Consider the following 15,754-nt stretch of genomic DNA (forward strand, 5'->3'; position numbering starts at 1 on the left):
TTAGGCCTCCTTCGAAGTAGGGCCGTACACGGTGCCATAGAGGGCATCACCGGAACTGGTCAGAGTGTCGGAGTGCCCGATCTCGGCCACGGGCACAGCGTTCTTCGGGAAGGACGCCAGCAGGGTCGTGATGCCGGTCTCGTCCGAGTCGAGCTGCGCGCGCCACTGATCGCGCGAGGCGGCAGCGATCCGCCCCTCGGACAGCGCCTGAGATACGATGCCGTCGCGGCGGTCGCTTTCCTGCTGCGCTCGGGCTTCTGCACCAAGGGCCGCCTGGGCGCGAAGCTCGGCGAGGCTGGCGGCATCCATGATAACTGCGCCGGCGGGGATAGATGCGGCCGGGGCCGCGGGAGTGTCAGCCTGCTCGACGAGTGCTTCGTCGAGGGCTGCGAGAAGGGCCTCGTCGGATGCGGCGGCGTCGGTTACGCCGAGCCGCTCGCGAAGGCCAGCCGTCAGATCACTGTAAGCCACAGTGGTCTCCTTTCGGTTGGGGGCACCCGGCTCGGACGAGCTCGGGAGGTTTGGGGTGCGAGCGAAGGCTCGCATCGCGGCGTGTGCACCGCGTAGTCGTGCTGCTTGGTCTTGGATGTCATCGCCGTCTTCAAGCAACTCGTCTGGGTCGTCGATGCCGACTGTTTCTGACTCACCTGCGTCTGGGATGACCGCTATGCGGTCAGCAAGTCCCAGCTCCACCGCTGCGGTGGCGGTCAGCCAGGTCTCGTCTGCAAGGAGTGTGGCCCAGTCCTTTTCGCCTGCCTTTGAGGAGTAGATTTCGATCAGTGAGGCTTCAACGTTGTCCAAAACGTCGGCGGTCTTTCGCATGTCGGAGGCATTGCCCCAGACGATTGTCGAGGGCGAGTGGATCATCATCTGGGTGCCAGGGGACATCACTACGTCATCGCAGCCAGCGGCAATGACTGAGGCGGCCGACGCGGCCAGTCCGTCAACGACGGCGGTCACGCTGGCTTTGTGCGCACGGAGCATGTTGAGGATCGAGACGCCCTCAAAGACTTCGCCGCCGGGCGAGTTGATGCGCAGGATGATCTGTGTCACCTCGTCCGGCAGGGCATCCAGCACCGCACCGACGTCCTTAGTTGAGATACCCCAGTAGCCGCCCCAAGAGTCGATAGGGCCGTACATACGGATCGTCGCCACTGTGCCGGCCCCGGAAGGAGCCGGAGCTGTCACGGCGTTGAAGAATTCAGCCTTTGCCTGGGGCGGGGCAAGCGTTCCCCAGTATCGGTTGGGCCACTTTGTGGTGTCGGTCATGCGGCCTCCTCAGGCTTGGTTGGTGGGATGGTTTCGCCGGGCGGCCCCTCGCCGACCAGATCGGCACCAGCGAGCCGGATGAGCTCGCGTGCTTCCTCTTGTCGCAGTGGTTTTTTGTCCGTGGCGAGGTAGACCTTCTGTGCAGTCTCGGCGGCGTTTCGTGCTCGCTCGGCAGCGTTCGTCCCGGTATCGCTGGTGTCAGTGATGTTCTTTACCGGCAGCCCGTACTTGGCTCGCAGGAATTGCTCCAGCTGCGGATCCGCTGAGAGCGCCCCGCACTCGATGAGGGCTTTGATCGCTTCGGCGGTTGCGGCCTGCTGCTCGCCAATTGCCGAGGGCACCAAACGCGGGGCCGGTTCAGCCGGCCCCCAGTTGAGGTCTACGAGGTCTTCGATGACGTGCTGCTGGGTAGTTTCGGCGATGTGCTGAGCTACAGCGTTGAGCGAGTCGGTGAAGAAATTGGCGAAGGTGGAGCCGAGCGCCCACGATCCCGTCTCGGTGCCGAGGTTCAGGAAGTGCGCCAGCACGGCGCGGGCGATCTGCTCGTCGTAGTACCGGATCGGCCCATCGGTGTCGGGAAGCTTTCCCGTGACTCCGGTGAGGGTGAGCTTTGCCGAGTTCGGGATGGATGCTCCGGCACCTTCCCCGGCACGGAAGCTCTTGGTGAGCTCCAATCCCGCTTCCTTCTCGGACTTCATCCATGCGTCACGCTCGGCCCCGGTGAGGTCTTCGGGAAGCTCAGCAGCTTCGTAGACAGGGACACCAAGGCCGTTGCGCTCAGTGGTGAGGGCCTGGATGCGGAGCACCCGGTCTTTGAGTAGCCACATTTTGTAGGCCGAGCGCAGCAGTGACTCTCCCAGCCAATTCGCGCCTTCGCGTTCGTTGACGTAGGCCACGAGCCGATCTACCGGGATGCGCACCTTCGATTTACTCGCGCCGCCATGTTGTTCGAGAGCCTCCAGGCCGCCGTCTTCTCCCACGATGATGTTTGAGATTGTGCGGGGTGGCCGCCATGCCAGCTTCGTCAAATGCGCTTGACTGCCGCTCTGGTCATAAACCTGTTCAAAGTACGAGTGCCCATAGACCAGTGACAACAGCGACAGACGCAGGTGTTCCTTCCAGGAGAAGCGTCCCTTGGTCCGGACTGGAGCAACGAACGCCTCTCCCTTCACCGGAAGACCGAGGTCTGCAGCAACGTGCGCGACGACCTCGGGACGGCAGCCAGATCCGTCAAGCACCCATTCGGTGCGCATGATGGGAAGGGTGACCGCGCGAAGCACGGATTTCACCTGGGGATCTTCACGGCGCATCCGATCGAATACGTCGTTTGATCCTGGCCACTGCAGGTCAGGATTGGTTTCGTGGGTTTGGGCCACGAGCGATCCCCAGGTGAGAAGGGTCTTGTCTACCTGGTATCCGATCTCGTGCATGCGGCCTCCTTGTCAGAATCGCGCAAGCGCTAGATTGGGTTCGTTTTGGCCAGTGCCGGTGCGGGGTATCGCTTCAGCTTTCGGCGGGGGCGGCGGTGGGGGTTTGCGCGGGGTGGCCTCAGACTTGAGGACTCCCCAGAGCGCCCAGGTGACGGCCTGTGCTTGAGTGATGGGCTTAGTTGGGTCGGACTGTTCCCAGGTTTGGCCGGCACGGCCGAGGTTGCGAGTGGTTGCAAATTGCAAAGACTTCGCTACCTCTTCCTGGGGACGGTGAGGTACCAGCCCGGCGTTCACGTGTTCGATGAAGATTGCGTGAGCGGCCGCGATCTCATCGAGATTCATCGCGAGATACTTGATCCCGGCAGCATCCAGCGACCCGATGACAGCGGCCGAGTTTTTCGGATCCAGAACGACAAGCGCGTTACCGTACTCGGCCTTGTACGTTTTGAGTTTCTCTGCGATCCAGCGGGTGCCTTTTTCGGTCCAGAGGTGCTCGACGGCGATTTGGTCAGAATCGACCCGAACGGCCGCGCCGATGGTTCCGTAGCCGCCGCCGCGGCCAAGGGCCAGCGTCAGCACGACGCCATCTCCAGCTACTGCCGCATCGTCACTGGCTTGATGGGACCAGGCGTCAAGATCCAGCTCGGAAAGTTTTGCGGCTACTGCCGCCCGGCGATTTGGCCAGATCGACAGACGCTCACGTTTGAATCCTTCGGGGTCAACATCCTTGGACCCTTCGTATTGCTCCTGCACTGATGCCACCGGCATCCGCCACCCCATTGAAGGGTTAGAGTCGATCCACGCAGCATGGTCGCTCAGATCGATCGCGTCGGCGATGTCGGGATCTTCGGAACCTTCTGGGCTCCACTCCATCCAGCCTGTGCGCTTCCCGTCGCCGCGGCGTCCGCGATCGCGCAGGCCTTCCCACACTTCTGCGTCGTTTTCACCGTCTTCGGGTACGGTACCGGTGTAGAGGCCTTGAGGGTTGTCGATCTGGGACTGGGTGTATCGCAGCGCGTTCGATGCTTGCAGGCTGAGTTCTTGGGCTTCGTCATAGACAACGACATCTGCTGCGAATCCTCGACCTGATTTCTTGGTTCGAGCGATGAACCGGCAGCGATCGCCCTGCAACTGCCCGGGACGCTTTTTGAGGACGACCCCTTCTTGGCCGTTGGCCGTGTAGATGTTGTCCACTCGAGCCATGAGCTTCGGCACCGACTCGATAACCCCGGCCAAACGCTGGAATCCGTCGATCGCAGTTTTCACCTCGTGGGCGGTGTGCAAGATTGTCTTGCGGCGGTTGTCAGTTCGCGGGAACAGGAACAGGTGCGCCAAGTCGTAGGCGACCAGGATCTCGCCCTTACCGTTTTGCCGGCTTACCAGCAGACCGAATTCCGCTGCCGCCCAAGCCTGGTTTGCGTCGACATCGAAGAGCGCACCTACAACGTAGGCTTGCCATTCGTCGAGAGTCAGCCCGCACAGATCCGAGAATTTGAGAACACGCTCGCCGTGAGACCCGGCAGATTTAGGCCTGCTTTCAAGACGGGGCCGTTGTGATCCCCACAACGTTAGTTCCCCCGAAGAAAGCGTCAAACGGATCAGCTCCCTTCTCCGCGGCCCCCACATCGAACTGTGTGAGGAGGGTCTTGGTGAGGCGCTCGAATGCAGCCTGTAGCTGGCGCACCTCGGCCATCACTCCGTCAATGGACATCTCCACCGTGACGAGACCGTCAGCATCCATGGGCTCTTTCATCCGGAAGTGCAAGAGCTTGATGACGCCCTTGCCCGAGATAATGTCGTTCATCTGCTCAAGCCGATCTGCCATCCGTGCCCCCTCGATCACGAGGTGCTCCTTGGCTGCAGGGACTTTGGTAGAGGTGCCAAGAATCGAGTCGCGATAGGCAACCCCACGTGGCCCCAGATCTTGGCCGGCAACTGGTCCGAGGTGGCTACCCGCGTGCCTCGCTTTCTTCTGTTCGGCCGCATAACTCACTTGCGCCGCTCGGCACTCAGCATCCACGTCTTCACCATCGCGAAGGTGGCGCCGGTAGGCCGAGTACGTGCCGCAGGGGGCCGGAGGGCGAGGCATGCCACACCCCCAATCAGCGTTAAGCCTGAATTGACGTTAGAACCCCGCAAATCGCGGAGAGAGAAGCGCCACAAGCGCGCGGGAGGTGGGCAGTGACCCGGCATCGCTGGATTTTTTGGCGATGCCGGGTCGAGGTCAGGCGCGGCGGGTGCCGTCGCGGGTCCAGACGCCCAAGAGGGCGTCCCAGAAGGCCAGGCGGCGATGTGTGCGGCTTTCGTGGTGTCCGGTATCCATGGCGTTGAGCCAAGCTTCGGCGGATGCGTCACGGTGGCGGATGAGCCAGGCAGTTAGTTTCATGTGTCCTGTGAGGCCTTACCTGCGCAGTGGCGAGCGGCAGGTGGTTGCCCCGCCGCGGTGAGCCCGCAACCTTTACACCAGGGCTCTTTCCCGTCGCGATGCTGCACCAGCTCATGGAGAGAGTGTTCGCTGTCTGCCCAGATCCCGGTGCTGATTGGCACGGTGTCTTCGTTCTCGATCTCGTCAGCCATCTCTCGCAGGGCACGTGCGACCGCAGGACGCAGCCCGGCGGGATCGAGCTTCATGCTCACGCTATGCGCGCCGAGTAGGCTTGGCACACCCAGAACCTTCACCGTAATTTCAGTAACTGCCGTGGCGATGGGGAATGCGGGCTTACCTGCATTCACCGCAATCTGCACGGGCACGGAGACTGTCCCGATCTCAGCCATGGTCACACCTCCTGGATGCTAGTAGGGGCAGGGCCAGCGCCGACTAATGCGGGGCTCACATCACGCATGAGCGCCTCGCGAAGTTCTGGGGTGAGGTTGCTGGTCTCCAGGATCCTGTCTGCCGTGAGCCCACGTGCGCCGTGTGGCGAACGAGGCGTGACGACGGCGACGGGTTCAATCCCGAGCGCCCGTGCCTCGTCGTATCCCTCGGTCTTGTTGGGGGCGAGGACGATCACGCGGCGCGCTGGCTCGGCGACCGGATCCGGGTGGGCTGCTGCTGGCGAGGTTGCCGCTGCAGCCACGACGACATCTACCTGAGCGGATACGTTCATGCTGTTCTCCTTCGATTAGCTAGCAGCCCAGATCTCGGCCGGCGCAGCATCGCCCTTGCGGCTGTTGCACCGTAGGTGCATGGGCACGAGGTCTTGGCGGACAAGGTGCCCGCCATTACCAACGGCCAGCGGGTGGTCTGCAGTAAAGGACATCGGGTCGGTGTGAGGCAACGTGGTATCGATTGGTTCACCACATCCCCACCCGTGTGGTGAGCCGTGGCCACAGGGCAGGTTCTCGATTGCGGTGCGGCGCTTCAGCGCGGCCTGTTTGCGACGGTAGGCTCGGTGGCCTTTGCCATCACGCGTCCGCGTCATTGCTATCTCGCGTTGTGGCGTTGTGGCGACGGTGACGATTCATCCAGGCACGATTGCGACGGTCTTGCGTGCGGTCATCTTCACCGCATTGTTCAGCGGCCATGTGCGAGGTGTACTCGGCAGGACATTCTGGGCAAACAAATATCGCCATGCGTCACCTCCAGCTGTCGTCTGGTTAAACCAGAGAAGGGCACCGACCGAAGTCGATGCCCTTCCCGCTAAACACGAACGCCCCACCGAAGTGGAGCGGGTTAGGCGGAGTACTCCACCCTCATGAAATACTTTAACGACTTTAACGAATTACCGCGACACCAGGTTTTCGCCCGCGCTTTTTCGCAGCTTCTACTCGCAAGACTTCCGTAGCTTTCACCAGTTTCACGCCGTCTCCATCGTTCCGCTCGGCGAGGTCACCATCACGAATCCAGCAGTAGATGCGATGCGGCGATCGCCCTGCAAGCGTGGCCGCCTCCGCCACTGTGATCCATTTCTCACCCATTTGACACCTCCTCAAATTGGTCTTCGTCAATCCGATGCCCGCAGGCTGGGTTCTTACAAACTATGCTCGCCTGACCTCGCACCGTGGCAGGCGGGATCCACATCAGCGCTTTCATGGCACACTCCGGGCACCGAGCCAGAAGTACCCGGCGCGGTTCATCCCGGATTGGGTGAGCTCGTTTCCCCGCGTTGAATGCCCGTGCGAATATCACCGCTGCGCGTGCGCTCGCCTCAGTGGACACCCACACCTCGGTGTTGCCCCGAAACGATGCCAGCAGCCGGTTCAGCTCATCCAACAGCAACGCAACCGGTGACAACGGCACCTGACTCTCACCTGAGCCGCCGCCGGCGCTGTCTGACTGTATGAGACGGTCATGCCCCGCCCACGTGGTCATGTACTCCGCCGACTCATGAATCGCCTGACGCACCTGCGCCAAGCATGAAGCACACACCCACCCCGTCACCGCTTCCCGGGGCACGCACCCCCTGCACTCCTTCCCTGAGTACACTTCACCAGATGGCGTAAGCGCGATCTCCCAACCATCACACGACGCAAGATGCGCGCCACGAACACGGCACCCACCAAACCCTGCAATCGAATCAGCCACACACGCGACCCCTGTCACCGCCGGTCACCGCCAAACACTCGTCGCCACCAAGACACACGCGGTTCAGTAACCTCGGCGAGCGCCGCAGCTGGTTCGGCATCTTTCGGGTCGGTAAGGGATAGCGGGAACACGTCGCTACCCTTCTCAGCGTCATCACGCAGTAGATGGATTTCGTCAATCAAGACCAGGTTGGGCACCGCGCCACGGACGGAACCGGCGTAGGGCATCTGCGGCTCAGGTGACGGGAGCGAAGTCGCTTGTGCAGTTGCACGCGCGTAGATTCGTGCACGCTCGTGCTGCAGCTGGTTGCGTTCGATACCGCGCCGGAACGCGGCCAGGGCGGCGATCGCCGCCCGGGCAGCATGCTGTTCCTGCACCATCACCAGCTGGAACTGTTCGAGCCCCGGGAACAAGTTCGTTCTCGGGGCTCGATATGCGCGGTACCGGCCGCGCTGTTTCATCTTCGGGAAATACTCCCGCGTACGTGGTTTAGAACTCACAGCATTACCTCCTGTCCGGGCACACCCTGATCGGTACGCCCCTCGTCAAAAAGAGTCGTCACCACATACGGTGCCGACTTCGATACCCTCGGCAGGCCAACCCGCATATGCGACTCCAAACCCGCCTCCGCCAGACTCCGCGTGAACGTCTCCTCACCAATGTCATCCAGATCATCAGTGCGAACCTCCACTCGCGTGACACGACCCGGCCACCGCTTCACCTTGATACGGTCATCCATCAGAACCCGCCTCGTCTTCCTCGTCAGCGTCCGGCGACCATTCAGATAACACGTGATGCCCACACAGCGGCCAGATCATGAAACAAGCCGAGCACAACGGTCCCTGCCCTTCCATATCGAACACAGGCTGAGCGTCAATGGCTAAAAACCGATGCAGCTTCCCCACAACCCAGTCAGCCGCTGCCGGTGCCGCGTCATCATCGAGCCCCAGCGCATCCTTGACCTCACGCACGAACTTCACCGACGCAAGCGGGGTCGGCGGAGGGCTCATGGGCTTTTGCTGCCCGTGCACGACGAAGATTCCGTCAAACTCGCCCGGCAACCGGCTCATGCCTTGCCCCCGTCCTGCTCGGGAGACACCGGGGTCCAGAGGGTCACCTGTCGCGAGTAAACCGTTGGAGCCTGGTCGTCTCCCTCAAAAACCCACGGGTAGGCATCCAACGCTTCCTGGCATGCCATTATGGCGTGCTTGGGGGAAACCCTCGCTTCTCCCACCACGGGGCCGAGGTGCGCTCGGTACTCCGTCTTCCTACCTACAGGGCGAGAGCCCGCCCAGATCGCGCCCGCGATGAACTCGGCGCGCACGTGCCCCTGTAGGTCTAGGGTCTCGCCATTGGGAAAATGCATCAGGTTCGGCGGGATGCGTCGCTCGGCTTCTGCACGCAGCGCGTCCCAGTCGTCCTGGACGCCCGCGACGGGTGCCGGCTCTACCGGGGAGGGCAAAACCAAATCCAAATCAGGATTTGCTCTATTCTGCTTTTCACCCACCAGTGAGGTAGCAGCCTCAAGAGCATCGGCCAAGCGAGAAATCAGCACCTCGCCCACGGTGGGCGGCTCATCTTCCGCCGAGTCCGGGAACGCCCGCGCTTCGGCGATTAGCTTCTGCACATCAGCCACGAGACACCCCCGCCACCTGCGAGGAATAGATCACGCCAGCACGCACCGCGTCCTCCACCAAATACGGAGTAGCCCACGACCGCACCAACCCATCATTCTCCGAGCGACGCGTGTACGCCGCGATGTCCTGATTGAACGACTGAGCAACCGACACAGCCTCCCGCCACGACCTCGCCGGATACACCTCATCCGGACCCGCCAGATGCACCACATACGGCGAAGTAAACGCACCGTCGGTCAAACCGTCAGCGGCCGCGTCAGCATCCGCATCCGCGAACTCCTCCCAATCAGCTGGCACCGCACGCTCAGCCTCCAAAGCCACCAGCGACGACAGCACGAGCTGTAGCTGAGCCACCAGCCGCAAACGCACATCCTCGGACTCTCCACGCCGGATCCGCTCTGCCATAGCCGGCGCGGCCGTAGACGCCACAGCCTCCACATGCGCCGCCGCCTCGCTCAACAACTTCTCAACATCAGACACCAGGTGCCTCCTTCCATTCTTCGACGTAGTACTCATCGGTCTGATATGAGTGGTTGAGCGACTCAGCAGCCGCCTCGGCCCCGCGACGTGATGCCCATGAACTCAAAATCGACTCGCGCCCGGCACGTTTGATCTTCACGAGCCACGGGCGCGCGCTACTCACTGGGAACCCCCTCGGACTGGGGTGCGGTATTTTTGTGCAGTTTGACCTGCCATTTTGTTCCTTTCGGATGCGAAAAGAGCCCTGGCTATGCAGGGCCCATGGATTAAAAGTTGCCCGCCAGGATAGAGTGCTCGGCATGAGCGAACAGAAATTCTCTATTGGCGACGGTGTAAGGCCATCGACGGGGAGCGCCGGACGAGTCCTTGAATACCGGGAAGCCCCTGACGAGAGATGGATCGTAGGGGTCGTGCATACCAACGGCGACATCAGTTACCACCTGGAAGATTCCCTGAAGAGCACTAAAGGGATGATCGGCTGGACGTAGAAACAAACCTCTAGAGTTTCGTGCGCGCCAGCACCTCCTTCATCCGAGCGTATGTTCGTGGTGCCGATCCTGTGCCTGCTCGCATTTCTTCTCTAAGCAGCCCAGTCAGCTCTTCCCACACGGCATCAAGCGCAGCCCACTCAGGCGACCGATTCGCCATCACGCCCGGGAACATCTTCTGGGCGAGTGGGTGCTGATCGAGAAGCTGCATGCATCGCCGGAGGCCGCTCGGGTCATACGGGTGATCATCATGCCCAACGGCGAACCTCCCGATGTGCTCGCCAGTCAACTGGCTTACGATCGCTTCCGACGAGATACCGCGCTCGCCCCTGGCTAGCCATACCGTGAACATTGAAAGCGGCAGGCGCAAATCCGGTACGTCCGTCCATTCAGTCTCCGGCATCGCTCACCCCTGCCATCCCAGACGAACCATCCCAGCCGACCACGACCGCATCACCCTCGACCCGCCACGTCACCGGACGATCACCCCACGCCTCAGCCTTCGCGGATTCAAGCTCGATAGCCGCGGCCAGTTCCTTCGGGTCACCACCGCGCACCCAAGTCTCGTACCGCTCCTGGGTCACCAAATATCGTGCAGACGACATCACTCGCCCCCTTCCTTGCGGCGGAGAGCGGCGACCGCCTGCTTGGTCGCAAGTGCGCCCGCATCATACGTGTCCGGGCACATCGGAGGCTGCGACCACCGGTGCTGCACTTGATGAGCGGCCTCCTCTGCCTCAGCTAACGCCTGCTCCCGAGCAGCAGCCCACGCGATCCGCACCGGCGGCTGCGCATGCGAGCGATACGTGTCCTTCAGCCAGGCAGGAACATCTACCCAAGCCCCCGCGGACTGCGGGCCACTCGCGTACCACGCGCGCGCGGCCGCCTCGATCACGTCTTCCGGGATCTCGTGACCGGTCACGGTTCCTCCCGCCTTTCCCACTCGGCATAAGCTGCATGGAACTCGGCGGAATCGTCCAGACCTCGCGCGGAGAGCCCGTCCAGGTGCTCATCTAGCTCCTGCGCCGACATATACTTCGGGTCGATCTTCTCGGTCATGAAGTCTCCAATTCAGCTGGGCCAACCACGGCGAGCGCGGCCGGTGCCGGGTTGAGGATTGTTTTTCGGAGGTCGCGGATTCCGTTGATGACGATGGTGGCGTGGATGCCGGCGCGTACTGCGGATGCGAGCAGGTCCTCGGCGGCCACCGCGAACAGTTCGGATTCGTATTCGCTGGGTGCGGCTGCGGCGAGCGCGGCCTGGGCTGTTTCGGTCGGGGTGAGGATGCCGTGGATTTGCCGGGCAAGGTCCACGTAGGTTGCGCGTTCGCGGTCCTTTGCGTCGGCCCAGCGGGAGCCGTCCACCTCGTATAGATGCTGGGCGGCGGCGAGTAGCCGGTCATACAGCAGTGGGGGTGTCACCATTCGCCTCCCTCAGCTCGGCCAGGCGACGCTGCAGCACAGGCGGGGCACAGTTCGGGCACGGCACCGACGACACCCCATACGGCGTCCGGCACCGGCCACAACCCCGCGGCCCCGGAACATCCCGAGGCTGCGTCACCGGTGAATACGGGCCAGAAGTCACACGCACACTACGATTCGTGGAATTCGACCCCATCAGAACGGCTGCCCATCATCACCAGGAAGATACGAACCATCCTGCGGCTGCCCATTGAACGACGGAGAAGCCGATGCCCACGGTTCATCCGCCGCCGGTCGAGACCCGGCACCACCCTGGCCAGCCGACACCCGAGACACCTGAGCGGTCGCGTACCGCAGCGACGGACCTATCTCGTCCACCTCAAGCTCAATCGCGGTGCGCTTCGCCCCGTCCTTGTCCTCGTACGAACGCTGCTTGAGCCGGCCAGTCGCGATCACTCTCGCCCCCTTGTGCAGCGACCCCGCCACATGCTCAGCGAACTCACGCCACACCGACGCCCGCAAGAACAGCCCCTCACCGTCCTTCCACTCGTTCGACTGCCGGTCAAAGTTCCGCGGCGTAGAAGCGATCGTGAAGTTCGCCACCGCCAGACCCGACTGCGTGTAGCGCAACTCCGGATCCGAAGTGAGGTTACCCACCACCGTGATAATCGTCTCCCCAGCCATTACTCGCCCACCTCCGGCCATGCGATCTTCACCTGGGCCGAAGCCACCAGAGCCTCCACCGCATCGACTTCCTCACTGCTCGCATAAGGAACCGCCTCCAACGCAACATCGAGCGCATCAAACCGGCTAAGCGCCACCACCCTCCGACGAATAGTGACCTCGGCAAGCTCCCGGGCCTTCTTTGCAGTCATAGCCATTACAGGCCCCTCTCTGCTGCCACCCGGGCAGCATCAATCTGATTTTGAGTAAAAAGAAAGCCGACCGGATCAGCCCGGCCGGCCCTAGTTTTCGCGTCGAGAATGCGTTTCTCTTCGCCCTTGAAATTGATAAACCTCTCGGCATCCACCGCGGCAGGGTCCCGGGACTGCAGAAACAGTTCCAGCTCTTGATCAGCCGGCGACTCCATCCACGGCCCCGCGTGCGGCCAAGGCCCCACCACCGGCCCGGTCATGCTGTGCCTCGCGTGAGCCTCACGCCTTGTGGATGACGGCCACACTGGCAGGCTCCGAGCTCGCGGCGATGACACTCAGCGCTGTCGCACTGGCCATTCACCCCGGGGGCAGACCCGCACGTCAGAGATCGCGGATCCACCAGCACGGCCTCGGCTGGGGCCGCCTCAAACGTGAACGGCAAGGATGCGGCAGGAGTAACACCAGCCGGAGCCCAGACCGTCACCCGGATATCCTTGAGCGCTTTACCGTCACGGGTGAGCAGATACGTGAATCGTTCATCCATGATCTAGCCCTCGTCCTCGAACCGGGGCCCGGCCGCTTTCTGGATCTGGCGTTGAGTCCAGATCTTGTGACGCTGACGTGCTGTACCGCAAGGACCACAAGGTTGCAGAGTGCCGAGAGTTTCTTCGTGATCGGGACAGAACATTGATGGTCCCAGAGATTCGCGAGCGGCTCCGGAGTGGTCCTCCTCGGATGCTCTCCCACTCCGGCTCTCGTTCTCCCACTCTCGCTCCCACTCTCTCCCTCTCTCTTCCTCCTCTACCGCGAGCGGCTCGCGAGTCGCTCCGGAGCCGCTCGCGAGGGGATCCTGCGCGGGCGGTTCCGGGATCTTCGAGGCTGTGGGCCGGTCCACCCGTGCCCGGTCCGTCAACACCAGATAGGTGCGCTTCCCGACCGCGTACAGGACGAGATACCCGATCTCGGCCAGCTGCAGCAGGTGCTCGTCCACCACGTCCTCGGTCACCTCGCGATCCAGTGCCCACAGATCCGCCTTCAGCAGCGCCGCTGTCGCCGACGCGCGGCCGTGATCGTCCACGCACAGCTGCAGCCCGATCGCCGTCAGCCTCACCGCCGGAGACAGGCCCGCCAGATCCTCGTTCCGGAACAGGTCCGGTTTGATCGTGCGCTGTCTGTTCATGGCCATTTCGTGCAATCCCTCTAAAAATCAGGTCGAGCGCGCGGCGCACCTGAGCAGCCGTCACGCGGAAACATTCGGTAAAGCCCCGCCCATGCGGGAGCACGCCGAGGCTTTCCTCGGCCGTCAGAAAAGCGCGCTCGAACTCGGCGCGCAGCTCGGCCAGGGCCGAACGCTCGTCGCCACCAGCGCGGCCACGCATCAGCACCAGCACCTCGCCGCCAGTGCGCTGTAGCATGCGCAGTCGGGACATCTTCCACGCCCGGCCCACCTTGAGTACTCGGCGGCGCGGCCAGTACACCGCATACAGCATCGCGTGAGTCGGGATCGTCGTCATCGCGGATGTCTCCTTCCATTTTTCGTACGGCCTCAGCCGCGGTTAGGACCCGGAAATCCCCGGTGTCGTCGTACAGCACCCACGTGTGCTGGCCCCCGATCAGACGGCGGCCCGGCCACTGGGCAGGATCAGACCAGCGCTTCACCGCATACCCCTCGGCGAGCGCGAGTGTGGGGTTGACGGTTTTCCATCCGTGGCAGCCGGTTGTGCCGGTGCCGCAGAGTCCTTGGAGGTTGCTGGGGACGGTGTTTCCGGTTTGCCGGTTTTGGCGGTGGTCGATGGTGATGCCGCGGCGGCCGCAGCGGACGCATTTGGTGTCGCGTTTGATCGTGATGGCGTAGGCGCGGCGGTCGTCGGCGGCGGTGGGTTTGGGCGTTTTGGGTCCGATCACCGGAGGTCGGGGATCTCTGCGGCATAGAACCGCTTGAGCTCGGCGCTGATCTGCCGGGTTTCCAGCACCTCGTGGTAGGCGGTGCTGAATATCGACCACCAACGCTCATCGAGTGTCAGGTGGATTCGGCCGGTCGGGCCGGTCGCGATGATGTCGATCTCGCGGGACATGACCGCTGGCTGAGTGCGCCATCGGTCCCCGAGAGCGATCACACCAGCGAGGTGCCGCTGCAGCGTTTCTTCGCCCCACACGTTCCCATCGACCGTACACACGCCCACGTGCAAGCGGATCCGATACGGGTCCACATTGATATCGGCGAACACCGGAAACGATTCGGTCAGAACCGCGGCCGCGAGAAACCGGTCAGGGATGCTCAGCTGGATACTCTGGGTCATTACCAGGAAACCTCTCGGTCAAGTGCAGACACCACGACAACGCGATGCCCGCAAAAATAAACAAGATCGTCAAGCCACCCGTGGCCTGCTGAATAAAAAACGCGAGGAACCCAGCCGCATAACATGCGACAATCCAGACCCTCACCGGTGCATCCCCAACACGAGGATCAGCGCCAAGAACCCGACATACACAACCGCGAACACGGCAAACCCGACATACACGCCGCCGCGTTCCTTTTTCGGGATCAGCGGCTCACGCGGATGCTCAACGTCACGGGCGCGACGCGGTGCCGGGCTCACGCCGCCACCTCGCTCGCCTCGGGCCACGGAGACTGCATCAACAGCGCCTCCGCATACGGGGATGCCGCATCGCCCACTCGGATATACACCTTGCGGGCCGCACCAACCTTGCGTCCGTCAATCAGGAACGTGTCCCGCGGGCGACGAGCCAGCTTGCCCGCCGCAGCCATACGCCGCGCAGCAACCTGCTGAACCGGTGCCGACCGGCCGCGCGCCGCATCATCCAAATCGACCTCCACCGGCGGATACTCACCCCGAACCAAATTCGTCTCAAGCAGCACCCGTCCGCGAGACACATCCGAGGGCGTCACCGCCAACTGCAGCGTGCCCGGAACCAAATCCACACCCGGGATGAACGCGACCTCCACATCAGAGCGACCCACGATGTGCTTGTGCACAGTCCTCCTGAAATAGTTGGCATTCTGCAACAGCCACAGCACCGCCTCCCGCGGCACCACAAACTCCGGCCCCGGGATCGCCGCAAGGTGCGGCGTCGTGACGGTAACCGGCACTCGCACCCGGTGAACTGCGAACGCATCCGCCGCGACCATCACCAGCTGCCCTCCCTGCAACCGCCAAAGCGAGCCCCGCATCACCGGGGCCGCCTCACTGCTCTCAATCGCCGCCACCATCGCGGCCGCCGCCCACCGGGCAGCACCAGCTTCGATCGTGAAACGGACGATGCTATCCTTTTTCTGAATCATCAACCTGTCCTTTCAGGTATCGAGCGCCCCGTTCCCGCGGGGCGTTCTTCATTTGTTGGATCGTTTATCCTGCTGTGAACAGCCACTCAACCGCCCGGTTCACGGGCGCTCCGCGCGGCCTCGGCGAAAAGGCACTGCCCGCTTGCCACTCAGCAGCCGGGCGGCCATATACCCGGCGAGCGCGAGGGCCATGGCCCAGAGCGGCCAGAGCACGACACCCCAGGGCTGAGGGTTTGCTCCGGCCAGCTTGTAGATCACGTTCACGATCAGCAGCACGACCAGCACCCTCGCCAGGACGGCGGCCCAATATCGGCGTTTACGCATG

At 62.8% G+C, this 15,754-nt stretch carries 26 protein-coding genes; 3 read left to right on the plus strand and 23 right to left on the minus strand.

Annotated features, from left to right (window positions below; all coding sequences use genetic code 11):
• The 12 genes from C7C57_RS00390 to C7C57_RS00440 form a co-directional block, all read right to left on the minus strand.
• On the minus strand, positions 1 to 1,269 hold the full coding sequence (locus C7C57_RS00390) for a head maturation protease, ClpP-related (protein ID WP_187977166.1): 1,269 nt from the start codon (positions 1,267 to 1,269) through the stop codon (positions 1 to 3).
• A complete protein-coding gene (locus C7C57_RS00395; RefSeq protein WP_187977167.1) occupies positions 1,266 to 2,699 on the minus strand; it encodes a DUF935 family protein in 1,434 nt (477 codons plus the stop codon). Before C7C57_RS00395 ends, C7C57_RS00390 begins: the two co-directional genes overlap by 4 nt.
• A 12-nt stretch (positions 2,700 to 2,711) precedes the next feature.
• The gene (locus C7C57_RS00400; protein WP_187977168.1) at positions 2,712 to 4,292 is read right to left on the minus strand and encodes a hypothetical protein; all 1,581 of its coding nucleotides are present in this window, start codon (positions 4,290 to 4,292) and stop codon (positions 2,712 to 2,714) included.
• On the minus strand, positions 4,237 to 4,524 hold the full coding sequence (locus C7C57_RS00405; RefSeq protein WP_187977169.1) for a hypothetical protein: 288 nt from the start codon (positions 4,522 to 4,524) through the stop codon (positions 4,237 to 4,239). The genes C7C57_RS00400 and C7C57_RS00405 overlap by 56 nt, the downstream gene beginning before the upstream one ends.
• 399 nt (positions 4,525 to 4,923) lie before the next feature.
• On the minus strand, positions 4,924 to 5,085 hold the full coding sequence (locus tag C7C57_RS00410) for a hypothetical protein (protein ID WP_187977170.1): 162 nt from the start codon (positions 5,083 to 5,085) through the stop codon (positions 4,924 to 4,926).
• Positions 5,082 to 5,474, minus strand: coding sequence for a hypothetical protein (locus C7C57_RS00415; protein ID WP_187977171.1), 393 nt, complete (start codon positions 5,472 to 5,474; stop codon positions 5,082 to 5,084). The genes C7C57_RS00410 and C7C57_RS00415 overlap by 4 nt, the downstream gene beginning before the upstream one ends.
• A 2-nt stretch (positions 5,475 to 5,476) precedes the next feature.
• Complete coding sequence (locus tag C7C57_RS00420) at positions 5,477 to 5,806, minus strand: hypothetical protein (RefSeq protein WP_030147693.1); 330 nt, start codon at positions 5,804 to 5,806, stop codon at positions 5,477 to 5,479.
• Positions 5,807 to 6,413: 607 nt separating this feature from the next.
• Positions 6,414 to 6,617 (minus strand): helix-turn-helix domain-containing protein, encoded by a 204-nt coding sequence (locus tag C7C57_RS15935; protein ID WP_156027438.1) that lies wholly within the window; start codon positions 6,615 to 6,617, stop codon positions 6,414 to 6,416.
• A gap of 621 nt (positions 6,618 to 7,238) precedes the next feature.
• Positions 7,239 to 7,685: a hypothetical protein gene (locus C7C57_RS00425; protein ID WP_187977172.1), complete on the minus strand. Its 447-nt coding sequence runs from the start codon at positions 7,683 to 7,685 to the stop codon at positions 7,239 to 7,241.
• Positions 7,686 to 7,955: 270 nt separating this feature from the next.
• The gene (locus tag C7C57_RS00430; protein ID WP_187977173.1) at positions 7,956 to 8,294 is read right to left on the minus strand and encodes a hypothetical protein; all 339 of its coding nucleotides are present in this window, start codon (positions 8,292 to 8,294) and stop codon (positions 7,956 to 7,958) included.
• Complete coding sequence (locus C7C57_RS00435; RefSeq protein ID WP_187977174.1) at positions 8,291 to 8,860, minus strand: hypothetical protein; 570 nt, start codon at positions 8,858 to 8,860, stop codon at positions 8,291 to 8,293. Before C7C57_RS00435 ends, C7C57_RS00430 begins: the two co-directional genes overlap by 4 nt.
• Positions 8,853 to 9,341 carry a hypothetical protein gene (locus C7C57_RS00440; protein ID WP_187977175.1) on the minus strand — a complete coding sequence of 163 codons (489 nt, stop codon included), beginning with the start codon at positions 9,339 to 9,341 and terminating at the stop codon, positions 8,853 to 8,855. Before C7C57_RS00440 ends, C7C57_RS00435 begins: the two co-directional genes overlap by 8 nt.
• 299 nt (positions 9,342 to 9,640) lie before the next feature.
• Here C7C57_RS00440 and C7C57_RS00445 point away from each other — a divergent pair, with 299 nt between their 5' ends.
• Positions 9,641 to 9,829: a hypothetical protein gene (locus tag C7C57_RS00445; protein ID WP_187977176.1), complete on the plus strand. Its 189-nt coding sequence runs from the start codon at positions 9,641 to 9,643 to the stop codon at positions 9,827 to 9,829.
• A gap of 190 nt (positions 9,830 to 10,019) precedes the next feature.
• Positions 10,020 to 10,166, plus strand: a complete 147-nt coding sequence (locus C7C57_RS00450; RefSeq protein WP_187977177.1) for a hypothetical protein — start codon at positions 10,020 to 10,022, stop codon at positions 10,164 to 10,166.
• Positions 10,167 to 10,218: 52 nt separating this feature from the next.
• Here the strand turns inward: C7C57_RS00450 and C7C57_RS00455 are convergent, their stop codons facing one another.
• From C7C57_RS00455 to C7C57_RS00485, 7 genes are all read right to left on the minus strand, one after another.
• Positions 10,219 to 10,434 carry a hypothetical protein gene (locus tag C7C57_RS00455; RefSeq protein ID WP_187977178.1) on the minus strand — a complete coding sequence of 72 codons (216 nt, stop codon included), beginning with the start codon at positions 10,432 to 10,434 and terminating at the stop codon, positions 10,219 to 10,221.
• A 313-nt stretch (positions 10,435 to 10,747) separates the two neighbouring features.
• Positions 10,748 to 10,888 carry a hypothetical protein gene (locus tag C7C57_RS00460; protein ID WP_187977179.1) on the minus strand — a complete coding sequence of 47 codons (141 nt, stop codon included), beginning with the start codon at positions 10,886 to 10,888 and terminating at the stop codon, positions 10,748 to 10,750.
• Positions 10,885 to 11,253 (minus strand): hypothetical protein, encoded by a 369-nt coding sequence (locus C7C57_RS00465; protein ID WP_187977180.1) that lies wholly within the window; start codon positions 11,251 to 11,253, stop codon positions 10,885 to 10,887. The genes C7C57_RS00460 and C7C57_RS00465 overlap by 4 nt, the downstream gene beginning before the upstream one ends.
• A 192-nt stretch (positions 11,254 to 11,445) precedes the next feature.
• Complete coding sequence (locus C7C57_RS00470) at positions 11,446 to 11,934, minus strand: single-stranded DNA-binding protein (protein ID WP_187977181.1); 489 nt, start codon at positions 11,932 to 11,934, stop codon at positions 11,446 to 11,448.
• Positions 11,934 to 12,125: a hypothetical protein gene (locus tag C7C57_RS00475; RefSeq protein WP_187977182.1), complete on the minus strand. Its 192-nt coding sequence runs from the start codon at positions 12,123 to 12,125 to the stop codon at positions 11,934 to 11,936. The genes C7C57_RS00470 and C7C57_RS00475 overlap by 1 nt, the downstream gene beginning before the upstream one ends.
• Before the next feature lie 5 nt (positions 12,126 to 12,130).
• Positions 12,131 to 12,385, minus strand: coding sequence for a hypothetical protein (locus tag C7C57_RS00480; protein ID WP_187977183.1), 255 nt, complete (start codon positions 12,383 to 12,385; stop codon positions 12,131 to 12,133).
• 287 nt (positions 12,386 to 12,672) lie between these two features.
• Positions 12,673 to 13,305: a hypothetical protein gene (locus C7C57_RS00485; protein WP_187977184.1), complete on the minus strand. Its 633-nt coding sequence runs from the start codon at positions 13,303 to 13,305 to the stop codon at positions 12,673 to 12,675.
• Between C7C57_RS00485 and C7C57_RS00490 the strand changes: the two genes are divergently transcribed.
• Complete coding sequence (locus C7C57_RS00490; protein WP_187977185.1) at positions 13,289 to 13,537, plus strand: hypothetical protein; 249 nt, start codon at positions 13,289 to 13,291, stop codon at positions 13,535 to 13,537. The two genes, C7C57_RS00485 and C7C57_RS00490, sit on opposite strands and share 17 nt — an antisense overlap.
• A 489-nt stretch (positions 13,538 to 14,026) precedes the next feature.
• Here C7C57_RS00490 and C7C57_RS00495 read toward each other — a convergent pair whose 3' ends face one another.
• The 4 genes from C7C57_RS00495 to C7C57_RS00510 form a co-directional block, all read right to left on the minus strand.
• On the minus strand, positions 14,027 to 14,425 hold the full coding sequence (locus C7C57_RS00495; protein WP_187977186.1) for a hypothetical protein: 399 nt from the start codon (positions 14,423 to 14,425) through the stop codon (positions 14,027 to 14,029).
• Positions 14,426 to 14,566: 141 nt separating this feature from the next.
• Complete coding sequence (locus C7C57_RS00500) at positions 14,567 to 14,725, minus strand: hypothetical protein (RefSeq protein ID WP_187977187.1); 159 nt, start codon at positions 14,723 to 14,725, stop codon at positions 14,567 to 14,569.
• Complete coding sequence (locus C7C57_RS00505; RefSeq protein ID WP_187977188.1) at positions 14,722 to 15,429, minus strand: hypothetical protein; 708 nt, start codon at positions 15,427 to 15,429, stop codon at positions 14,722 to 14,724. The genes C7C57_RS00500 and C7C57_RS00505 overlap by 4 nt, the downstream gene beginning before the upstream one ends.
• Before the next feature lie 99 nt (positions 15,430 to 15,528).
• Complete coding sequence (locus C7C57_RS00510) at positions 15,529 to 15,753, minus strand: hypothetical protein (protein WP_187977189.1); 225 nt, start codon at positions 15,751 to 15,753, stop codon at positions 15,529 to 15,531.
• Position 15,754 lies beyond the last annotated feature (1 nt).

The organism is Mycetocola sp. JXN-3, from assembly GCF_014522285.1.
Lineage (GTDB): Bacteria > Actinomycetota > Actinomycetes > Actinomycetales > Microbacteriaceae > Mycetocola > Mycetocola saprophilus.

What these genes read in the sequence shown, in the direction of transcription:
- C7C57_RS00485 (WP_187977184.1), bottom strand. Translation starts at nt 13,305, where the DNA reads ATGAACAGACAGCGCACGATCAAACCGGACCTGTTCCGGAACGAGGAT.
- C7C57_RS00475 (WP_187977182.1), bottom strand. Translation starts at nt 12,125, where the DNA reads ATGACTGCAAAGAAGGCCCGGGAGCTTGCCGAGGTCACTATTCGTCGG.
- C7C57_RS00430 (WP_187977173.1), bottom strand. Translation starts at nt 8,294, where the DNA reads ATGAGCCGGTTGCCGGGCGAGTTTGACGGAATCTTCGTCGTGCACGGG.
- C7C57_RS00465 (WP_187977180.1), bottom strand. Translation starts at nt 11,253, where the DNA reads ATGGTGACACCCCCACTGCTGTATGACCGGCTACTCGCCGCCGCCCAG.
- C7C57_RS00445 (WP_187977176.1), top strand. Translation starts at nt 9,641, where the DNA reads ATGAGCGAACAGAAATTCTCTATTGGCGACGGTGTAAGGCCATCGACG.
- C7C57_RS00405 (WP_187977169.1), bottom strand. Translation starts at nt 4,524, where the DNA reads ATGGCAGATCGGCTTGAGCAGATGAACGACATTATCTCGGGCAAGGGC.
- C7C57_RS00510 (WP_187977189.1), bottom strand. Translation starts at nt 15,753, where the DNA reads ATGCGTAAACGCCGATATTGGGCCGCCGTCCTGGCGAGGGTGCTGGTC.
- C7C57_RS00460 (WP_187977179.1), bottom strand. Translation starts at nt 10,888, where the DNA reads ATGACCGAGAAGATCGACCCGAAGTATATGTCGGCGCAGGAGCTAGAT.
- C7C57_RS00420 (WP_030147693.1), bottom strand. Translation starts at nt 5,806, where the DNA reads ATGAACGTATCCGCTCAGGTAGATGTCGTCGTGGCTGCAGCGGCAACC.
- C7C57_RS00480 (WP_187977183.1), bottom strand. Translation starts at nt 12,385, where the DNA reads ATGACCGGGCCGGTGGTGGGGCCTTGGCCGCACGCGGGGCCGTGGATG.
- C7C57_RS00495 (WP_187977186.1), bottom strand. Translation starts at nt 14,425, where the DNA reads ATGACCCAGAGTATCCAGCTGAGCATCCCTGACCGGTTTCTCGCGGCC.
- C7C57_RS00470 (WP_187977181.1), bottom strand. Translation starts at nt 11,934, where the DNA reads ATGGCTGGGGAGACGATTATCACGGTGGTGGGTAACCTCACTTCGGAT.
- C7C57_RS15935 (WP_156027438.1), bottom strand. Translation starts at nt 6,617, where the DNA reads ATGGGTGAGAAATGGATCACAGTGGCGGAGGCGGCCACGCTTGCAGGG.
- C7C57_RS00425 (WP_187977172.1), bottom strand. Translation starts at nt 7,685, where the DNA reads ATGAAACAGCGCGGCCGGTACCGCGCATATCGAGCCCCGAGAACGAAC.
- C7C57_RS00410 (WP_187977170.1), bottom strand. Translation starts at nt 5,085, where the DNA reads ATGAAACTAACTGCCTGGCTCATCCGCCACCGTGACGCATCCGCCGAA.
- C7C57_RS00455 (WP_187977178.1), bottom strand. Translation starts at nt 10,434, where the DNA reads ATGTCGTCTGCACGATATTTGGTGACCCAGGAGCGGTACGAGACTTGG.
- C7C57_RS00395 (WP_187977167.1), bottom strand. Translation starts at nt 2,699, where the DNA reads ATGCACGAGATCGGATACCAGGTAGACAAGACCCTTCTCACCTGGGGA.
- C7C57_RS00415 (WP_187977171.1), bottom strand. Translation starts at nt 5,474, where the DNA reads ATGGCTGAGATCGGGACAGTCTCCGTGCCCGTGCAGATTGCGGTGAAT.
- C7C57_RS00505 (WP_187977188.1), bottom strand. Translation starts at nt 15,429, where the DNA reads ATGATTCAGAAAAAGGATAGCATCGTCCGTTTCACGATCGAAGCTGGT.
- C7C57_RS00390 (WP_187977166.1), bottom strand. Translation starts at nt 1,269, where the DNA reads ATGACCGACACCACAAAGTGGCCCAACCGATACTGGGGAACGCTTGCC.